The sequence below is a fragment of the Spongiibacter taiwanensis genome (genome assembly GCF_023702635.1).
Taxonomy (GTDB): domain Bacteria; phylum Pseudomonadota; class Gammaproteobacteria; order Pseudomonadales; family Spongiibacteraceae; genus Spongiibacter; species Spongiibacter taiwanensis.
In genome coordinates, this window is sequence record NZ_CP098455.1 from 1,037,348 (window position 1) to 1,055,536 (window position 18,189).

Here is an 18,189-nt window from a genome sequence, read left to right on the forward strand (position 1 = left end):
TCATGACTGAAGCCGACTCCCTCTGCGCTTGCCCAGACTGCGACCTGCTGGTGACCCTCCCCAGTTCGGGCAAGGCCGACCACCACACCTGCCCCCGCTGTGACGCGGTGTTATCACCTGCCCAACGCGGGCCGGACAATCTCGCCCTAGCCGCTGCAGTCAGCGGTCTCATCCTGTTTGCGCCAGCCATTACCCTGCCGCTGATGAAGGTCGACATGCTGGGCCAACACGGCAGCCATTCACTGGTCAGCGGTGTAGGCCGCCTGCTGGCAGAGCAGGAAACCCCAGTGGCACTGCTGGTCCTGCTGTGCACCATCGCCGCCCCCTTCCTGCAGCTGCTGTTCACTGCCCTCACCTGCATTTGCATTCGCCAGGGCTGGCACCCTAGCCGCTTTCCGCAGCTGGTCCGCGCTACCCACAAAATGCAGGAATGGAGCATGTTGGAAGTTTTTGCGATGGGCGCCCTGGTGGCCTACATCAAAATGATGGACCCGGGGGAGATCAGCCTCGCCACAGGCGCCCCCTGCCTGACGGGATTATTATTGTGCGTCATTTTGGCGGGCCAGCATTTCCATTCCGAGCTCGCCTGGCAGCACTGGTCGGAGCGTCCCCAATGACCTCTGCCATGCGTCGCGGCCTGGCGCGCTGCATGCAGTGTGGCCTGCTCAGTAAAATGCCGTCGCTGGGCAAAAAGGAAATCGCCCATTGCCCGCGCTGTGACAGCGAGCTTTACCTGCGTCGCCCCCGCAGCGTGCAAACCACCTGGGCTCACGTTATTGCCGCCAGCTTATTATTACTACCGGCCAACCTGCTGCCCATCCTCACTGTGATTCACTTCGGCAAGGGCGAACCGGACACCATCATGTCCGGCATCGTTGACCTGTGGAACACCGGCTTGTGGGCGATCGCCGCCATTGTCTTTATCGCCAGTATTGTGGTGCCAATCATCAAGCTGATGGCAATTATCACCCTGCTTTTGGTGGTGCAATGGCGCCTGCCCCTTAGCCGCACCCAGTGCATCGCCCTGTATCGCTTCGTCCACTTTATCGGACGCTGGTCGATGCTCGATCTGTTTATGATCTCGATTCTCGTCACCCTGGTTCATCTCGGCAATATTGCCAATGTCGAGAGCGGCCCGGGGGCGACAGCCTTCGGCGCCGTGGTAGTGTTAACCATCTTTGCCGCCAACAGCTTTGACCCAAGATTGATATGGGACCTGGAAAATGAGTGAACCCCACCTTCGCGCCGCCAACGTCAAGCCCAAGCGGGGGGTCTCTGTTGTCTGGCTATTGCCGCTGATCGCGCTCGCCATCGCCCTGTGGCTGCTCTACAAAAATATCTCCGAAGCGGGTCTGGAAATTACCGTCGCCTTTGAAAATGGCAGCGGTATTTCAGCCGGCAAAACCCCGGTGGTCTACCAGGGCATCAATGTCGGCCGGGTCAGCGCGCTAAAGCTGGATGATGACCTTAGCGGCGTGACCGCCACGCTAGAGCTGGACACCCAGATCACCCCTCTCATTCGCGAAAAGACCGAGTTCTGGCTGGTCAAACCCCAAATATCCCTGTCAGGTGTCTCCGGACTGGACACTCTGGTTGCCGGTAACTACATCAGTTTCAAACCCGGCGATGGCAAAGAAGCCCAGCGCTTTACCGCCCTGCCGGAACCGCCGCCCTTTGCCAACAATGCTCCGGGCTTAAAGTTAATCCTGGAAGCCGACCAGCTAGGCTCCATTAGCCTCGGTGCCCCGGTGCTCTACCAGCAGATTGATGTCGGCGATGTCGAGGGTTATCAACTGCGCGAAAAAGGCGTCGAGATCAACCTGCGCCTCGACCCCCAGTACCGCCATCTGGTCAATGCCAGCTCCCGGTTCTGGAATCAGTCCGGCGTAAAAGTGCGTGCGGGGTTACAAGGCATCAACCTCGACGCCGGTTCAATGGCCAGCATTATCGCCGGGGGTATTGCCTTTGATACACCGGAGAAAGACGCGGCCCCGGTAGACTCTGGCAGCCACTTCAAGCTCCACGCCACCCGGGCCTTGGCCCGGGGCAGCAGCCTCGTCAATGTTCACTTCCACCGCCCTGACGGAGTTCAGGCTGGCACCAAAGTGCGCATGGCGGGGATTGAGGTCGGAGAGGTGGACTCGGTGAAATTCACCGAGAACGATCCAACCCAGGGGGTGGATGCCAAGATCCGCATCACTTCACCCAACCAGCGCTACCTCAATAGCGAAACCCGTTTCTGGTTGGTGACCCCGGAAATTTCCACCAGCGGCATCAGCGGCCTGGACACTCTCGTCGGCGGGCCTTACGTTGCCATGAAGGTCGACGGTCAACCCGGCCAGGCACTGGCCCTGTACACCGCATTAAACGAGCCGCCCAAGACCCGCATTCAGGCCCCAGGACTGCGCCTGAAACTGGAGGCGGAGGAATTGCACTCGGTGCGCGAAGGCACCAAGATTTACTATCGCAAGATCGCCGTCGGTCAGGTGGAAACCGTCTCGCTTCATCCTGACGGCGTCGAGCTGGGTATTTTTATTCACCAGCGCTATCAGCACCTCGTCCGCCGTGAATCCCAATTCTGGAATGCCAGCGGCTTCTCAGTCAGCGGTGGCCTCGGCGGTCTGGAAATCCAGGCGGAATCTGTCAGCAGCATTGTGGCTGGAGGTATTGCCTTTCACACCCCGGAAGTCGCCAAGCCGCAAGCGGCCTGGGAAGGCCTGAAGTACACCCTCTTCCCCAATTTCGAGAGCACCTACGCCGAAGAAGGGCAGAATATAGAAATCCGCTTTGCCAGCGGCAACAGCGTTAACAAGGGCACCGAACTGAAATATCAGGGCATCAAGGTCGGTGAAGTCAGCGCGGTGGAGCTGAGCAGCGACATGGGTGGCGTCATCGTCAAAGCCCATCTGGTGCCCTCCGCCAAAGCCCTGGCCAAAGAGGGCAGCCAGTTCTGGGTGGTCAAACCGCAATTGGGCTTGGTGGGCACACGCAACCTGGAAACCCTGGTCACCGGCAGCTACATTAGCGTTCGCCCCGGTGAGGGCAGCACTCAAAAACGCTTTATCGGTCTGGACGTTCCACCGCCCCTGGAAAAGCCCGCCAAGGGGCTGAACCTGGTACTGAGTGCCCCCCAGCGCGGCTCAATCAAGGAAGGCGTAAAAGTGTTTTACCGGGACATTCCGGTGGGCGAAGTGTTTGCCTTTGAGCTTGCGCCCGATGCGACCCAAACGCTGATTCACATCAACATTCTGCCGCGTTTCGTACCCCTGATCCGCAGCACCACCCGGTTCTGGAACTCCAGCGGCGTGGCCGTGAAGTTCGGTCTGTTCAGCGGCACCACCATTCGCAGCAAATCGGTGGAGTCGCTACTTGAAGGCGGCATTGCGCTGGCCACGCCCGAAACGGATGCTGACGGCGCCCTGGTTGCACCCGGCAGCCAGTTCAAACTGCATGACTCGGTCGAGCCAGAATGGTTACAGTGGGCACCAAAAATCCCAATTGATGATCGGCCAAAATAGGGACACCCTTGAACGCATCCTCAAAACAGGTCCTCGCGGTCGCCGGCATTCTGGCGCTGGCGTGTGTTATTGCGCTGGTGCTTTACTGGCTGCGCCCGCCGCCGGAAAGGGTCGACGTCACGCGCCCACCGCTGCTGGTGGAGGTCGTCGAGGTAAAGAAGCAATCCCAGCGCTTGTGGCTGCACTCCCAGGGCACGGTGAGTCCCCGCACACAAACCAAAATGATGACCGAGGTGGCCGGCAAAGTGGTGTCGGTATCATCCGCCTTTGAAACCGGGGCGCTGGTCAACGAGGGTGAGGTCTTGCTGCGTATTGATGATCGGGACTATCAGGCCCGGCTCAAGCGAGCGGAAGCGACTGTCGCCGCTGCGCGCAGTCATCTCTCCCAGGAAAAAGGCCGGGCAGCTGTGGCCAAAAAAGACATGGAAGATTACCCGCGCAAACACGTGAGCGAAGAAGCGCGACAACTGGCCCTGCGCCTGCCCCAGATTCAGGATGCCCAAGCGCAACTCGATGCCGCCGTGGCCGATATGGACAAAGCCCGACTCGACCTGGAACGCTGCACAATCAAAGCGCCTTACCAGGGCATTATCAAAAGCCGGGACATCGACCTGGGCCAGTACCTCGCCGTGGCAGCCCCCATCGGTGAAATGTTTGCAGTGGACAGCGCCGAAGTCCGCCTACCGATGGCTGCAGACAAACTTGACTATCTGCCCGGCGAGAACATTGGCCGCGCTCAACCACCTCGGGTCCTGCCAGTCATCCTGGAGGACGAACAGGGCCAGACCTGGCAGGCCGAGATTGTTCGCAGCGAACAGGTATTGGATGAGCGCAGCCGGGTGCTGTTCCTGGTAGCCAGGATCAGCAACCCCTATGGGCTTGGTCAATCGGCAGCGCGGCCGCTGCGCGTTGGCACCTTTGTCAGTGCCCGCATTCAGGGTCGCACCATTGACGATGTGGTGGTGCTGCCTCGCAAAATTCTGCGCACCGGCAATACGGTGTGGCGGCTAACCGAGGAGGATCGGCTAAAGGAACAGCCGGTTACCATGATATCGACCCAGGACGACCAGCTGATTGTGACGGATGGTCTGGAAGAGGGTCAGCGCGTGGTACTGGCGGCGCTGCCCAATGCCACCGCAGGCACGCTGGTGCAAACCCAGACATCCCATGACAGTGGTGCTGCCGCGGAAGTCAGCAGCGAGGCCCAGCAGCAGCCATGATTCCGGCAGAAGAGGCCAATACCCACCAAGGTGTTATCGCCTGGTTTGCCCGCAACTCGGTGGCGGCCAACCTGTTGATGTTTGCGATTCTCAGCCTTGGTATCGGGTCCGCCTTTACCATTCAGAAAGCCCTGCAGCCCGACTTCGAAATCAATGCCGTGCAGGTGACTGTGGTCTATCCCGGCGCCAACCCGGAGGAGGTCGAGCGGGGTGTGGTGCTTAAAATCGAAGAAGCCCTGGCCGATATTGATGCCATTGACACCATCGAGGCCACCGCCGACGAATCCCTGGCCACCTTCAAGATCGATATTCTTGAAGATAACGATATCAACGTGGTCATTGATGAAATCAAAAGCGCCATCGACGGTATTATCAGCTTCCCGGCAGAAATCGAACGCCCGGTGGTAAAGCAGGTCGAGTTTGATACCCATGCCATTATTCTCCAGCTCTACGGCGACCTGGACGAGCGCGGCCTGAAATTATTGGCCGATCAGCTCAAGCAGGAACTGCTGCAGTTGGAGCACATCGCCAATGTCAAAATCAACGGCGCTCGGGACTTCGAAATCGCCATCGAAATTCCCGAACACCAGCTGATGAAGTATCAACTCACCCTGAGTAAAGTGGCCGATATTATCGCCGCGAGCTCACTGGACGTCCCTGGCGGCGCCATCAAAACCGCAAGCGGCAACATTCTGCTGCGCACCCGGGCCCAGGCGCGGCAGCAGCAGGAATTTGAGAACCTGACCCTGATCAGTTATCCCGATGGCACCCGTCTGACGCTGGGCGACATTGCCATCATCCGCGACGCCTTTGTCGAGGAAGACAGCTTCTCCTACTTCAACGGCAAACCCAGCGTGGGCCTGCAAATTTTCGCGGTCGGCAAACAGGACCTGCTGGAAGTCAGCCGAACGGCAAAGGAATTTGTCGCCCGGCAACAGCCGTTGCTCCCCAAGGGAGTCAGACTGGACTACTGGGCGGATATTACCTTCTATCTGGAAAGCCGCCTGGACATGATGTTAAAAAACCTCAGCGCCGGTGCGCTGCTGGTATTTGTGGTACTCAGCCTGTTTCTGAATATCAAATTGGCTTTTTGGGTCATGCTCGGCCTGCCAGTGAGTTTCTTTGGCGCCTTCGCGCTCATGCCCGTGTTTGACGTCAGCCTGAACATGCTCAGCCTTTTCGGCTTTATATTGGTGTTAGGCATTGTGGTGGACGACGCCATTATTATTGGCGAGAGCGCCCACAGTGAGTGCCAGCGGCTGGGGCACTCCACCGACTCGGTCATCAGAGGCGCAATGCGGGTGGCCACGCCGGCCACTTTTGGGGTCCTTACCACCATCATGGCCTTCTCACCGACCCTGTTCTCCAGCGGCGCCTTTGCGCCGTTCCCCGAGGCCATCGGCTGGGTAGTCATTCTGTGCCTGGTGTTTTCCATGCTGGAGTCCAAGTGGATTCTGCCCGCCCACCTGACCCACATGAAGCCCGCCAGACATCCGCTACTGATCAGGCTGGATCGGCTGCCCGCCTACAGCAACGCTTGGCTTGAGCGCATCGTGCAAGAGCGCTACCTGCCACTGATCAATCGGGCCATCAGTCTGCGCTATGTTACCGCCGCCCTGTTCACCGCTACCCTGATTATCACCGCGGGTCTGGTGGCCAGCGGCATTGTTCGCTTTGTGATTATTCCGGAAGTACCCAGCGATTTTCTGCAGGCCAAACTGGAAATGGTAGAGGGCAGCGCCGAGAGCCAAACCCGGGCGGGCTATGAAAAAATCAATCAGGCATTGCTGGCGGTGGATCAGCAGTACCAGGATGAACACGGCAACGACAGCGCGAAGCACTTGATCAAACATGTCTCTGCCTACGGCACCGGCGGTCGCTCTGTCACTTTTATGGCAGAGCTCAGCAAAAGCGAAAGCCGGGATATCGACGGCAACGAAATTGCCCGGCGCTGGCGCCAGGCAATCGGTGAGATTCCCGGTGCACGGGTACTGTCGGTCAGTTCTGCCGACCAGACCGCCGGCCCGGCGGTATCGCTGAAGCTTTCCAGCAGCAACCCGCAACAGCTGGCGGTGGCGGGCGAGCGTATCGAGGAAGCCCTCAGCCACTTCAAGGGGGTCTACGATATTCGCAACAGCGCCAGCACCCTGCGCGATGAAATGGTGCTGGAGATCAAACCCAGCGCTGAAAACCTGGGCTTGTCAGCCGCCCAGCTTGGCCGCCAGGTGAGAGACGCTTTTTATGGCGCTGAAGCGCAGCGGGTGCAACGTGGCAACGATGAAGTCAAGGTGATGGTGCGCTACCCTCAGGAGGAGCGAAAAGCCGTTGCCGACCTGCAAAATATGTATATTCACAACGGCGGCGACACCTTTATCCCCCTCACCGCGGTGGCGGAGGTCAGCAGCCAACCGAGCCCCAGCAAGCTGACCCGCATTGATGGCGAGCGGGCCATCAACATCACCGCCGAGGTCGACAAGCAAATCACCGAACCCACAGAAGTGACCGGCGCGGTGATCGCCGAAATGAGCGAAGAATTAAAACGTGTGGCGCCGAGCGTTTCGATCGCCCTCAGCGGCGAGAGTGAAGAGGCCAGCGAGTTGTTCACCAGCCTGCTCCAGGGAATGATCATTGCGCTGCTGGGGATTTTTATCCTGCTGGCGGTGCCACTGCGCTCTTACCTGCAACCCTTGATTATCATGGGCGTCATTCCTTTCGGCATTATCGGCGCCATCCTCGGCCATCTGGTGCTGGGCATGCCCTTTAGCATGATGTCCTTCTTCGGGATTATTGCCCTGGCGGGTGTAGTGGTGAACGACAGTCTGATTATGGTGGATTTCGTTAACAGCGCCATCGCCCGTGGGGAAACCCTGCGCGAAGCGGTGGTCAACGCCGGTGGTCAGCGCTTTCGCGCCATCCTGCTCACCTCCCTCACCACCTTCTTCGGTCTGCTGCCGATTTTGCTGGAGACTAGCCTGCAGGCCCAATTTGTTATTCCCATGGCCGTCTCGCTGGCCTTCGGGATTGTGTTTGCCACCGTCATTACGCTGATTCTGATTCCCTGTGCTTACGTCATGCTGGATGACTTCAAGCGCCTGGCCAGGCGCCGCGACAACCAAGCACATTGAGCATTGGATAAGATGGCACCTCTCTCGCTGCCTGGCGATCACCCGCAATTCTCTGCGTGCTCGTCACCACCGAATGTCCATCCACCGCTACGCATTCACCTCTGCAAAAAGGGCGTTTGAGTCGCCTGGGTTAATCCCGGCAGACTTTAGTGCAAAGGGACGTTACACTACAAAAAAAATAATTCTCTGGAGACACCCTGATCATGTTACCTGCCCATGATGTTCAGTTCGAAAAAGCCATGCGCTTTTGCGCTTGGTCCGGCATCTTTGCCATTATTTTTTTTATTCTTGGCGGCATGGTGCTTGGCGGTATGTTGCCACCGCTGCTAAACGCCAATGACAGCCCGGATATTTTTGTTAGCAAAGTCACCGAGCATCTCACCTCCATTCGCGTGGGGTCGGTCGTACTGATGATTTCCTTCGCATTATTCGGCCCCTTCGGTGCCGGCATCGCCGCCCAATGCCGGCGCTCAGAGAACACCCCCGTGCTGTCCTATGTGCAGTTGATCTTTACCGCCTGCGGCACCATGATCGCGCTGCTGGTCGCTTTCACCTGGGCCTTGATGGTATTTCGTCCTGGCGAGTACCACCCGACGCTGGTACAGATGTTTGCTGATTTCGCCTATTTTCTGGCGGTTTTTTCAGTGCCTGCCTTTGGTGGCTGGTGCGCTATCATCGCCCTGTCAATCCTGTTTGCTGAAGAGGGTAAAGCGCCCTTCCCCCGCTGGGTGGCTTACCTCAACTTGTGGGCGGCGCTGCTATTCGTTCCCGGTCAAATGGTGCTATTTTTTAAAGATGGCCCCTTCTCCTGGCATGGCATCGTTGCGCTATGGCTTCCCTTCGTTGCCTTCTTCCTGTGGATTTTGATCATGTCTTGGCAACTATTTCAGGCGGTAAAACGCACCTAATTCAAGCTGTACAGCGCCTCTCCCCCAGACAGCCCACTCTCGTATAGAGGCGTATCATCAAGGTAGTTAATTCATGGAAAAAACCCTTCAGCCCAATACTCAGCGCGGAGAAGCACGCGCCGCGCCCAGGATTCCAGGCGAAGCCGGCATCTGGATTTTTATTGGCGGCGACCTGATTATTTTTTCGGTGTTTTTTATTCTGATTGCCTTAGGGCAACACCAGTACGGTGAGGTGTTCGCGCAATCGCGCCAACAGCTGCAGCTCGGCGTCGGCGTCTTTAATACCCTGCTCCTTCTCACCGGTTCATGGTTCGTGGCCCTTGGTGTTGCCGGGGCCAAGACCGGCGGCGGGCCAAAAGTGAGCCGGTATATCAGCCTGGGGATACTTTGCGGCGTCGGCTTCATCGCCAACAAGGGCATCGAATGGGGCGGCAAGTTCAGCGTCGGCCTGTCACCCATGACCAATGAATTTTATATGTATTTTTTCATGTTCACCGGCATTCACCTGATTCACGTGATTGTTGGCATATTGGTCTTACTCGGCATTCGCAAAACCAGCCAGCACTATCCGTTAACCCCCCGGCAACAACGCAGCATCGAAACCGGTGCCCTGTTCTGGCACTTGGTCGACCTGCTCTGGATCGCACTGTTTGCCATGCTGTATTTACTCTGAATAGGAGGTCATGCTGTGTCTCTATTACGCCATCCGTACAAAGGGTTAACCATCGCCTGGCTAATACTGGTCGTTGCCACGCTGGTGGGCTGGGCATTAAGCGAAACGGGCCACAATGTGACGGGCGGACTGCCACTGGCCACTGCCGGGGTCATCGTCACCGGCTTTATCAAAGTCTGGCTGGTCGGCTTTGAATTTATGGAGCTGCGCCATGCGCCGCGCTGGCTGCGGCACGGCTTTGACCTGTGGGTAGTGGTCATTAGCATCACCCTGATCATACTTGCCCTTGGCGTCTACCCCACGGCGCCTGTTTCACCTTAGCAGCGGCCGCGCTACCATAAGCCTTTTCAACGGGAGCTAACCATGGCCGGTTTCAGTTGTATTTCGGCGCAGCAAACCCAGCAAATGATCGCGGATGACCAGTGCCAACTGGTGGACATTCGGGACGAGCAATCCTTTCGCCTGGGGCATATTCCCGGCGCCCAGCACCTGGGCAATCACAACCTGGCAGAATTTATTGGCGCGGCTGATAAGCAGCTGGCAGTGGTGGTATGTTGCTACCACGGTGTGAGTAGCCAAAGCGCCGCCAGCTACCTCGCCGAGCAGGGCTTCAACGAGGTTTACAGCATGGACGGCGGTTTTGAGTTCTGGCGGCAAGCCTTCCCCGACCAGTTTGAGCAGAGCTGACTGCGCCCCTCAGGGCGCCACACAGAGAATGCAATAGGCGTACATGCCTTTGGGATCTTGCAGGGTATTGATCGCCTTCCAACTCGGCAGCAGGCTGTTCACCAGAGCAGACACCGGCGCCGGCAGCAGCGCAACGTGCTGGGCCACACCGGCACCAGACAAGATGCTGATCAATTCTTCCTGGGGCGATTTGGGGGGCGCAATCACCCGGTATTCCGGGGACGGCAAGCCCGCCAAGCCGGCGGCTGATTCCAGCGCTTCACCCAGACTGCCGAGCTTGTCCACCAGGCCAACCTGCTGGGCATCAATACCGCTCCACACGCGACCCTCAGCAATGCTCTCCACCTGCTCGGGCAGTTTTTCCCGGCCGTCAGCCACCACTTGAATAAAGCGCCGATAACCGTGCTCGATACTGCTTTGAATCACATTGGCAACCACCGGGTCGAGGGGCCGATCACTGCGCAATTTACCGGCCACTTTGGTGGTGCCAACCCCGTCGGTCGAGACGCCCAGTTGATCTAACAAGCGCTCAAAGGTGGGGAACGCGCCGAAAATACCAATCGAGCCGGTCAGCGTGGCTGGCGTAGCCCATATCTCATCGGCGTCCGCTGAAATCCAGTAACCACCCGACGCCGCCATGCTGCCCATGGAAATGACCAAAGGTTTGCCAGCCGCCTTGAGTTGCACCAGCTCTTCGCGAATCACCTCGGAGGCGAAGGCCGATCCGCCGCCACTATCAATGCGCAATACCACCGCTTTTACGTCGTCGTCACGGCGGGCCTGGCTGATCAGACGCGCCAGACTGTCGCCGCCGATCATACCGGGAGGCTGTTCACCGTCGACAATGTTGCCGCTGGCCACAATCAAACCCACCACCGGTTCGCCCGGCAGGGGCGGCAGGTCCTGGGTAATGGAAAGATAATCGCGGTAGTAAATCTGGTTGAAGTAGCCTTCGCTGTCCTGGCCCACCCGCTCCATCATCATGGCGCGCAGCTCAGGGCGGCCAATCACCCCGTCGATCAGACCGTAGCTCAGCGCAGCGGCCGCGCTGTCACCGTCATTTTGTTCAAGCACCTGGTCGATGTGATTTACGTAGAAATCGAATTCGTCCGGCTTGATTTGGCGGCGCTCAATGACGGTATCCCGATACAGGGTCCACAACTGCGCCAGCCAGGCTTCGTTCGCTTCCTTGGCGGCGGGAGACATGTCATCGCGCACAAAGGGTTCAAGGGCAGATTTAAAATTACCCACCTTGAACACATGGAAGTTAATCTTCAGCTTGTTGATTGCTTCCCGGAAGTAATTGCGCACCACCGCAAACCCCTCCAAGCGCACGCCGCCCATACTGTGCACAAACACCTGGTCTGCCTGGGCAGCCAGCAAATAGCTGTCTTGATCGTAATCACCCGCCGTGGCAACCACCATCTTGCCACTCTCCCGAAAGCGGGTAATCGCCTGGGACAACTCCAGGGTTTTGCTCAGGCCGATATGGTTGAGGTCATCCAACACCAGCAGCAGTACCTCAATGCGCTCATCCCCGGCGGCAATATCGATCGCATCAATCAGGTCCTGCAGGCGGGTTTCTGTGGGCATGCCCGGGCCCATCAATTCGGTGGCCAAATCCACCGCGCTGAGCTGATCGACCACCGTGCCTTCCGGCGACAGCACCAACACGCCCCGCTCGGGGATCGTGGGCCGAAAACCGACAAAGCTGTAGATCAAAAAGCCGATAAAGAACAGAAACATCAGGTTGAGCGTCCAGCGCCGGGTGCCGTCAATAAAACGCCCAAGCCTGGCGAAAAATCCGCCCTTGTTAGTTTTCGCCATTCGCCACTTCTCCCTCGCGGCGCTGCGCCGCCAAATACCGCCCGCGCCAACGGATAAACAAGGTCGCGCTACAAAATATTACGACCGTCAACGCCAATTCGACGTAGTTAATCCACAACGCAAAGGGTGACATCGACTCGGTAACTGCCATCACGAAATAAAGCAGTACCACAAAACATAGCCAGGCCAGTGTGCGCAGGTCCTCGCGCAGAACGCCCCGAACAAAGATCAGCAGGGGCAGAATACGGATCACCCAAATGGTGATGCTGGGCTGGCGCCCCTCTTGCACCCAAACCCAGGTGCTCAAGCTCAGGGCCACCATCAACGCGAAATAGCTGATTTTCATCAGCGGCGAGATCGCCTTCGCTTTTTCATTTAACTCGGTCATAGCATCCTCAAGGCGGGGGTTAGGCCAGTTTTTGACTGAGCTTGGCAATCCGCTTACCCAGCGCCGTGGCCAATGCCAGCTCGGTATCGTCGACCGCTCGCCCATCCTGACCCGCCACATGGGAGGCGCCATACGGCGTGCCGCCCGTGGTGGTGCTGTTGAGGCCGGACTCGCTATACGGCAGGCCCGCCAGCACCATGCCGTGGTGCAGCAACGGCATCATCATGGTGATCAAGGTGGTCTCCTGGCCGCCGTGAAGACTGGCACTGGATGTAAACACCGCTGCCGGCTTGCCAATCAGCGCGCCGCTGGCCCACAGCGCCGAGCTGCCATCGAGAAAATACTTGAGTGGCGCGGCCATATTGCCAAAACGGGTAGGACTGCCCATCACCAGACCACGGCAATGGGCCAGGTCCTCATGACTGGCATATAAATCGCCCTCATCGGGAATTGCCGGCGCGACGGATTCGTTGGTTGTCGACACGGCGGGCACCGTGCGCAGTCGCGCCTCCAACCCGCCCTGCTCCACCCCCCGGGCAATCTGTTGGGCCAATCGCTTGGTCGCCCCATGACGGCTGTAATACAACACCAATACGTAGCCCGGTGAGCTTGGACCCGACATGGTTAGAAAAGCGCCTTCACATTTTCCGGCGGACGCCCCAGCACCGCCCGGTCACCGCACACCACAATCGGTCGCTCAATCAGTTTTGGCGCGGCGACCATAGCGGCAATCAGCCCGCTGTCAGACAAACTGGTGTCGGCCAGACCACGGGCCTTGTATTCTTCTTCACCCTTGCGCAGCAGCTCCCGGGCAGAGAGGCCCAGTTTTTTCAGCAGCCCGGTGATCTGCGCTGCGTCGAGTGGGGTATCCAGATACAGGATCACCTCTGGCTCGATGCCCTGCTCTTTGAGCAATTGCAGGGTTTGCCGAGACTTGGAACACCGGGGGTTATGGTAGATGGTATACACTGACAAAAAACTCCGAATACCGTGGGGCGTGGGTAAACGTCCCAGGACACACTTTTAGCGATAACACGAATTTGCCACCGCAACGGCTGGAGGCATTATACACAGCCACTGCACCGCATAGGACTTGAAATGAACGCTGTATTTTCGCCACTCTCCCGCCCATTGCTGAGCCTGCTATTTTGTGCCGCGCTGCTGTCTGGCTGCGGCCAGAGTGACTTCGACCTTCACCAGGGCGGCGGCGCAAATTTCAAGCAAGGCAAGTGGCTGTTGATGAACTACTGGGCCACCTGGTGCGGCCCTTGCCGGGAAGAAATCCCCGACTTAAACGCGTTCGACGAGGCCCGTGAGGACGTTGTGGTGTACGGCATCAACTACGACGGCTTGCTGGAAGAGCCGCTCCAGGCCGCCATAGACGAAATGGGAATTACCTTTCAATCAATGCTCCAGGATCCGGCCCCGTTGCTCGGCGTAGAACGGCCCCGGGTGTTACCGAGCACCTTTCTTATCAACCCCAAGGGCAAGCTTGTTAGCGTGCTAACCGGCCCCCAAACTGCCGAATCACTGAGCGAGGCCATCGCCGCCGCGCAGCAGTAAAACTCCGCGCGTGCCGCCCCTCAGTAACCGTTGGCCGCCATCGCCTGCTGCCAGATGGCCAGCATGTCGCTATCAAAGGCCACCAGTAGTACCTCGTCGACCCCAGAGCCGGTGAGAACATTACGCAAGGTACTCACGGCAATATCGGCTGCCGCTGCCCGGGGATAACCATACACCCCACAACTGATCGCCGAAAAAGCCACGGTGCGAAAGCCTTGCTGGCGGGCAATCGCAATACAATTGCGATAACACTGGGCCAGCAGCTCGGCCTCATCGTGATCACCGCCCTGCCACACCGGACCCACGGTATGGATCACCGCACCGGCAGGTAGCTTAAAGCCGGGGCTCAGTTTCGCCTGTCCGGTCGCACAGCCATTGAGGCCGCGACAATACGCCAACAACTCGGGCCCCGCCGCCCGATGGATAGCGCCATCCACACCGCCGCCGCCCAACAAGCTGTTGTTGGCCGCATTCACAATGGCGTCGACATCCAGGGTGGTGATATCCGCCTGCACGGCGCGAATCGTGGACATGATCTCTCCCTAATGGCTAAGGAATGCGCTGCACACGGCTGCGCGTTAACGAAATGCAATAGCGGCGCAAGCAATCTACAGGCTGCGAAATCCGCTCGCCAGCGCCCGCCCCATTCGCCGCAGCGACAAGCCGCGGCTCGCCCCCGGATAATGGTCCAGCCGCTGCAGAGGCATATCAGCCCATTGGGCCGCCGGCAATGGTGGGGCATTTACCGACCGGCCCTCAATGCCCTCCGGCGGGCGCTCAATACCGTAATCCGACGCCAGCTTTTCCGCCAATTGCGCCAATACCGCTGGTAACCTGGCCTCACTGGGAACAATAAATACGCCACCCCGACGGCAGGCACGCCCCAGGGCCAGGCTACTGGAATAGCGCACCAGTGGCGCCGCCAGCACCAGGCCCAGCAACACCGGCGACAGCCACCAGAAAAACACCGGGCTGTAGGCATACGTGACCCCGCCCCAGGCCAAGGCAGCCACACAGGCCAAGCTGGTGCGCTGCCAGGCTTCCCGCCAGCTAACCATGCGCCCCTCCCGCGCTTGGGCATCCCATCGAACTTCCCGGCCCAACAACACCGCCACCACGAAATAGGCGTGAAACAACATCATCAGGGGCGCCACCACCACAGCAAAAATCATTTCCACCACGGCCCCGGCCAGCAGGGGGAGGCCGCCACCGAACGCTCTGCGCCGACGCAGCAAGGCAACCACCAGTCCCATCGCCTTGGGCAGCAACAGCATCAACAGCGTGAGGGTAATCAAGGAAAAGATCAGCCCGGTTTTGGCAATTGGCCACTCGGGGAACAGCTGATGACTGCTAAAGAAAAACTGATTGCTGCTCATGGAGCGATTAATGGCATCGACCGTACTCAACGCCATCATCACCAGCCAGATCAGCGACGACATGTAAGCCAACGCACCAAACACAAAGTGCATTTTGCTGGCCCCCTTCAGGCCCGCCGTGTTGAGCAAACCCAAATGCTGGATATTGCCCTGCGCCCAGCGTCGATCCCGGGTCGCGTAGTCCAGCATATTGCTGGGCACTTCCTCGTAACTGCCGCCAAGATCACTGAGCAACAGCACCTGCCAGCCTGCGCGCCGCAGCAGCGCCGCCTCGACAAAATCATGGCTTAGAATCTCACCGCCGAAAGGTGCCCCCCCCGGCTTGGCCGGCAGACCGCAATGCTGCATGAACGCCCGGGTGCGAATGATGGCGTTGTGCCCCCAGTAATTGGCACTGTCGGTTTGCCAGAAGGCCTGACCCGCCGCCAGCATCGGGCTGTACAACACCGAAGCAAATTGCAGAAAGCGACCAAAGAAGGTCTCCTGGCGAACCGGGATCGGCACGGTTTGAATCAGCCCCGCGCCGGGGGAATCCGCCATTGCCCGCGCCAGTTGCAGCATGCAGCGCCCGGACATCACGCTATCTGCATCGAGCACGATCATCGCCTCATAGCGGCTGCCCCAACGCTGACAAAAATCCTTTAGATTGCCGACTTTGCGGCCACTGTTTTCTTTCCGGCGCCGATAAAACACCTGCTCGGCAGCCGCCCCGTCGAGGCGGCTCAGCAAACCCTGCCAGGCCCGCTGCTCAGCGACGGCAATCTCCGGGTCCCGGGTATCACTCAATAGCCAGAAATCGAAGTGCGCCAACGCGCCCTCGGCCATCAGTGAGCGCAAATTACTCTCAAACCCGGCAAATACCCGTTGGGTATCTTCGTTGTAGACCGGCATCACCACCGCCACCCGACCAAGCATGTCGGCGTGAAACTCCGCCGGGCGCGGTTGCTGACGACGCAGGCTCAGCGGGTCGAGGCGAAACAGGCTCAGCACAAAGCCAGCCACGGCCGACCAAAACGCGGTCACGATCCAGGCAAAGGTCACGCTAAACAGCACCAACAGGGTCAGCTCCAGCGGCGTTGAGCCGTTAGCGCGAAGAATATCGAACATCATCCAGACCCCGACCAGGGTACTGAGCCCGCATAGCGCTGCAAAAATCGGCAGCCGCAGCGAACCGCCGGGAAAGGATGCGTTACCAGACATAATTCCAAACCTCGCTCAGGCGCTGACCGCGCAGTGACAGGTACAGGCGCATGTCTGCCGCCTCAGCTTCTTGGGGATACAGTTTGAAGGCGACCCGCCAGTCTTTGCCATTGGGCAGCTTCGTCACCGTGAGTTCCCGGGTTTCCCCGGAGGATGTTTGTAGATGTGCGCTGAGTGGCATCTCGGCAGCCAGCTCTGCCAGCGCCGGGCCGCGAAAATCCACCACAAACTGACGCTTTTGGGCGAGGCTGCGGGCATTGCCATCGTGGAAATGGGCCCGCCCCACCCGGGTTCGAATGACCTTGGCCAGATGATGATCTACCGGTGCGCTGTCAACGCTGGTCAGCAGGTAGGCAAAGTCACGCGGCTCACCGGCTTTGATCGGGGATTCCGGCACCCAGTACGCCACAATATTGTCGTTAGTCTCGGTGTCCGTGGGTATTTCTACCAGTTCTACCCGCCCCTTCCCCCAGCTTGCCGCGGGGTTGATCCAATAGCCGGGGCGGCGCTCGTAGGCCAAGCCGGTGTCCTGGTAGTGATCAAATTGCCGATCGCGCTGCATTAAACCAAAACCGCGGGGATTCTCATCCTGAAAGGAAACGACCCGCAGCGCATCGGGATTGCTGAGGGGGCGCCAGATCCATTCGCCGCCGGCCGTGGCCATCAACAAGCCATCGGAGTCGTGCACCTCGGGGCGAAAATCGTCGATAAAACGGCTGTTGTTTTCGCCGTGGTGAAACATACTGGTCAATGGGGCAATGCCCAGTTTTCGAATATCCTTGCGGGCAAACAGGCGCATTTCCACCTTCATCGACGTGGGCAAATCCGGTGACACGTGAAAGCGGAAGGCCCCCGCCACCGAGGGGCTGTCCAGCAAGGCAATGACCGTCAGCCGGGTTTCTTCTGGACCGGGCTTGATCAGCCAGAATTCCTTGAAATGGGGAAATTCCTCGCCCTGGCTGTCGGCAGTGTTAATGGCCAGGCCCCGAGCCGATAGGCCATAAACCTGGTCCGGCCCCACCAGGCGGAAGTAAGACGCCCCCTGAAACACCAACAGCTCGTCTTTGTAGTCCGGCCGATTCAAGGGGTAATGCACCCGGAATCCACCAAACCCCAGCGCCTCCGACAGACTCTCCGGCGCCGGCAGGCCCTCGGCTTCATAGCGAAACTGGGTCGGATCAAAGCGCAGCGGCTCGCGCCCGCCATTGCGGTTGATGATGTGTACATCTACCGGCTGCCGATACAGAAAACCGGGAGGCAGCAATTGGACCTCAAACAGCGATTCACCCCGCCACAGGGCGGCCTCCTGCTTGAAGCGAATGGCCCGGTATTGATCAAAGGTGAGCTCGGCCAGAGCAGGCGGCGCCTCCTGCGGTGGCACGTAGTCTTCCGCGGCCAGCGCCTTGGCCTGGGCTACCACGCTATCGAACAAGACTTTAGCGTTGGTTTCGGATTGGGTGGTGCTCTGGGCATGACCTGGCGCCGCCGCCAAACAGACCACCACTGCCACCAAGGCCAATATGGCACCGGCGGGCAAACGACGGAGCCGCGTCAATGAAACAGGTAAAAGTGTGGGTGAGACAAGTTGCGTGTCAGAATCCATGCTCCGGGAGCCCTCCCCTACGTTCAAAATACCGGGGTAAAACGATGTCCAGAAAACGCTGACCAGAAAAAAACGTCCAGCAGTAAGGGCTTCGACGGCGG

At 58.8% G+C, this 18,189-nt stretch carries 17 protein-coding genes; 10 read left to right on the forward strand and 7 right to left on the reverse strand.

Features of this window, described 5'->3' with window-relative positions:
- The first annotated feature begins 2 nt into the window (after positions 1–2).
- The 9 genes from NCG89_RS04870 to glpE all read left to right on the forward strand — a co-directional run bounded on the left by NCG89_RS04870 (position 3) and on the right by glpE (position 10,131).
- Positions 3–617 carry a paraquat-inducible protein A gene (locus NCG89_RS04870; protein ID WP_251088647.1) on the forward strand — a complete coding sequence of 205 codons (615 nt, stop codon included), beginning with the start codon at positions 3–5 and terminating at the stop codon, positions 615–617.
- Entirely contained in the window at positions 614–1,231 is a 618-nt protein-coding gene (locus tag NCG89_RS04875) for a paraquat-inducible protein A (protein WP_251088648.1), read from the forward strand. Before NCG89_RS04870 ends, NCG89_RS04875 begins: the two co-directional genes overlap by 4 nt.
- Positions 1,224–3,518, forward strand: a complete 2,295-nt coding sequence (locus tag NCG89_RS04880) for a PqiB family protein (protein WP_251088649.1) — start codon at positions 1,224–1,226, stop codon at positions 3,516–3,518. The genes NCG89_RS04875 and NCG89_RS04880 overlap by 8 nt, the downstream gene beginning before the upstream one ends.
- A gap of 8 nt (positions 3,519–3,526) precedes the next feature.
- Entirely contained in the window at positions 3,527–4,738 is a 1,212-nt protein-coding gene (locus tag NCG89_RS04885) for an efflux RND transporter periplasmic adaptor subunit (RefSeq protein WP_251088650.1), read from the forward strand.
- Entirely contained in the window at positions 4,735–7,863 is a 3,129-nt protein-coding gene (locus tag NCG89_RS04890; RefSeq protein ID WP_251088651.1) for an efflux RND transporter permease subunit, read from the forward strand. The genes NCG89_RS04885 and NCG89_RS04890 overlap by 4 nt, the downstream gene beginning before the upstream one ends.
- Before the next feature lie 203 nt (positions 7,864–8,066).
- Positions 8,067–8,771: a hypothetical protein gene (locus NCG89_RS04895; RefSeq protein ID WP_251088652.1), complete on the forward strand. Its 705-nt coding sequence runs from the start codon at positions 8,067–8,069 to the stop codon at positions 8,769–8,771.
- A gap of 73 nt (positions 8,772–8,844) precedes the next feature.
- Positions 8,845–9,444 carry a cytochrome c oxidase subunit 3 gene (locus NCG89_RS04900; RefSeq protein ID WP_251088653.1) on the forward strand — a complete coding sequence of 200 codons (600 nt, stop codon included), beginning with the start codon at positions 8,845–8,847 and terminating at the stop codon, positions 9,442–9,444.
- Between the two features lie 15 nt (positions 9,445–9,459).
- The gene (locus NCG89_RS04905) at positions 9,460–9,765 is read left to right on the forward strand and encodes a cytochrome C oxidase subunit IV family protein (RefSeq protein WP_251088654.1); all 306 of its coding nucleotides are present in this window, start codon (positions 9,460–9,462) and stop codon (positions 9,763–9,765) included.
- 42 nt (positions 9,766–9,807) lie between these two features.
- Positions 9,808–10,131: a thiosulfate sulfurtransferase GlpE gene (glpE, locus tag NCG89_RS04910; protein ID WP_251088655.1), complete on the forward strand. Its 324-nt coding sequence runs from the start codon at positions 9,808–9,810 to the stop codon at positions 10,129–10,131.
- 9 nt (positions 10,132–10,140) lie between these two features.
- Here the strand turns inward: glpE and sppA are convergent, their stop codons facing one another.
- Genes sppA through arsC form a run of 4 tightly spaced genes read right to left on the reverse strand, consistent with a single transcriptional unit; the run spans position 10,141 to position 13,315 of the window.
- Positions 10,141–11,958 (reverse strand): signal peptide peptidase SppA, encoded by a 1,818-nt coding sequence (gene sppA, locus NCG89_RS04915; protein WP_251088656.1) that lies wholly within the window; start codon positions 11,956–11,958, stop codon positions 10,141–10,143.
- Positions 11,945–12,346, reverse strand: coding sequence for a DUF2069 domain-containing protein (locus NCG89_RS04920; protein WP_251088657.1), 402 nt, complete (start codon positions 12,344–12,346; stop codon positions 11,945–11,947). The genes sppA and NCG89_RS04920 overlap by 14 nt, the downstream gene beginning before the upstream one ends.
- Positions 12,347–12,365: 19 nt before the next feature.
- Positions 12,366–12,968 (reverse strand): NAD(P)H:quinone oxidoreductase, encoded by a 603-nt coding sequence (gene wrbA, locus NCG89_RS04925; protein WP_251088658.1) that lies wholly within the window; start codon positions 12,966–12,968, stop codon positions 12,366–12,368.
- Between the two features lie 2 nt (positions 12,969–12,970).
- Positions 12,971–13,315: an arsenate reductase (glutaredoxin) gene (arsC, locus tag NCG89_RS04930; protein WP_251088659.1), complete on the reverse strand. Its 345-nt coding sequence runs from the start codon at positions 13,313–13,315 to the stop codon at positions 12,971–12,973.
- Positions 13,316–13,444: 129 nt separating this feature from the next.
- On the opposite strand from arsC, the gene NCG89_RS04935 reads away from it, so the two are divergent.
- The gene (locus NCG89_RS04935; RefSeq protein ID WP_251088660.1) at positions 13,445–13,909 is read left to right on the forward strand and encodes a TlpA family protein disulfide reductase; all 465 of its coding nucleotides are present in this window, start codon (positions 13,445–13,447) and stop codon (positions 13,907–13,909) included.
- A gap of 20 nt (positions 13,910–13,929) precedes the next feature.
- Here NCG89_RS04935 and NCG89_RS04940 read toward each other — a convergent pair whose 3' ends face one another.
- From NCG89_RS04940 to NCG89_RS04950, 3 genes are all read right to left on the reverse strand, one after another.
- Positions 13,930–14,442 (reverse strand): O-acetyl-ADP-ribose deacetylase, encoded by a 513-nt coding sequence (locus tag NCG89_RS04940; protein ID WP_251088661.1) that lies wholly within the window; start codon positions 14,440–14,442, stop codon positions 13,930–13,932.
- 75 nt (positions 14,443–14,517) lie between these two features.
- Entirely contained in the window at positions 14,518–16,485 is a 1,968-nt protein-coding gene (gene mdoH / locus NCG89_RS04945; protein ID WP_251088662.1) for a glucans biosynthesis glucosyltransferase MdoH, read from the reverse strand.
- Complete coding sequence (locus NCG89_RS04950) at positions 16,475–18,088, reverse strand: OpgD/OpgG family glucan biosynthesis protein (RefSeq protein ID WP_251088663.1); 1,614 nt, start codon at positions 18,086–18,088, stop codon at positions 16,475–16,477. The genes mdoH and NCG89_RS04950 overlap by 11 nt, the downstream gene beginning before the upstream one ends.
- Positions 18,089–18,189 lie beyond the last annotated feature (101 nt).

What these genes read in the sequence shown, in the direction of transcription:
- NCG89_RS04870 (WP_251088647.1), top strand. Translation starts at nt 3, where the DNA reads ATGACTGAAGCCGACTCCCTCTGCGCTTGCCCAGACTGCGACCTGCTG.
- NCG89_RS04875 (WP_251088648.1), top strand. Translation starts at nt 614, where the DNA reads ATGACCTCTGCCATGCGTCGCGGCCTGGCGCGCTGCATGCAGTGTGGC.
- NCG89_RS04880 (WP_251088649.1), top strand. Translation starts at nt 1,224, where the DNA reads ATGAGTGAACCCCACCTTCGCGCCGCCAACGTCAAGCCCAAGCGGGGG.
- NCG89_RS04890 (WP_251088651.1), top strand. Translation starts at nt 4,735, where the DNA reads ATGATTCCGGCAGAAGAGGCCAATACCCACCAAGGTGTTATCGCCTGG.
- NCG89_RS04895 (WP_251088652.1), top strand. Translation starts at nt 8,067, where the DNA reads ATGTTACCTGCCCATGATGTTCAGTTCGAAAAAGCCATGCGCTTTTGC.
- NCG89_RS04900 (WP_251088653.1), top strand. Translation starts at nt 8,845, where the DNA reads ATGGAAAAAACCCTTCAGCCCAATACTCAGCGCGGAGAAGCACGCGCC.
- glpE (WP_251088655.1), top strand. Translation starts at nt 9,808, where the DNA reads ATGGCCGGTTTCAGTTGTATTTCGGCGCAGCAAACCCAGCAAATGATC.
- sppA (WP_251088656.1), bottom strand. Translation starts at nt 11,958, where the DNA reads ATGGCGAAAACTAACAAGGGCGGATTTTTCGCCAGGCTTGGGCGTTTT.
- NCG89_RS04920 (WP_251088657.1), bottom strand. Translation starts at nt 12,346, where the DNA reads ATGACCGAGTTAAATGAAAAAGCGAAGGCGATCTCGCCGCTGATGAAA.
- wrbA (WP_251088658.1), bottom strand. Translation starts at nt 12,968, where the DNA reads ATGTCGGGTCCAAGCTCACCGGGCTACGTATTGGTGTTGTATTACAGC.
- NCG89_RS04935 (WP_251088660.1), top strand. Translation starts at nt 13,445, where the DNA reads ATGAACGCTGTATTTTCGCCACTCTCCCGCCCATTGCTGAGCCTGCTA.
- NCG89_RS04940 (WP_251088661.1), bottom strand. Translation starts at nt 14,442, where the DNA reads ATGTCCACGATTCGCGCCGTGCAGGCGGATATCACCACCCTGGATGTC.
- mdoH (WP_251088662.1), bottom strand. Translation starts at nt 16,485, where the DNA reads ATGTCTGGTAACGCATCCTTTCCCGGCGGTTCGCTGCGGCTGCCGATT.
- NCG89_RS04950 (WP_251088663.1), bottom strand. Translation starts at nt 18,088, where the DNA reads ATGGATTCTGACACGCAACTTGTCTCACCCACACTTTTACCTGTTTCA.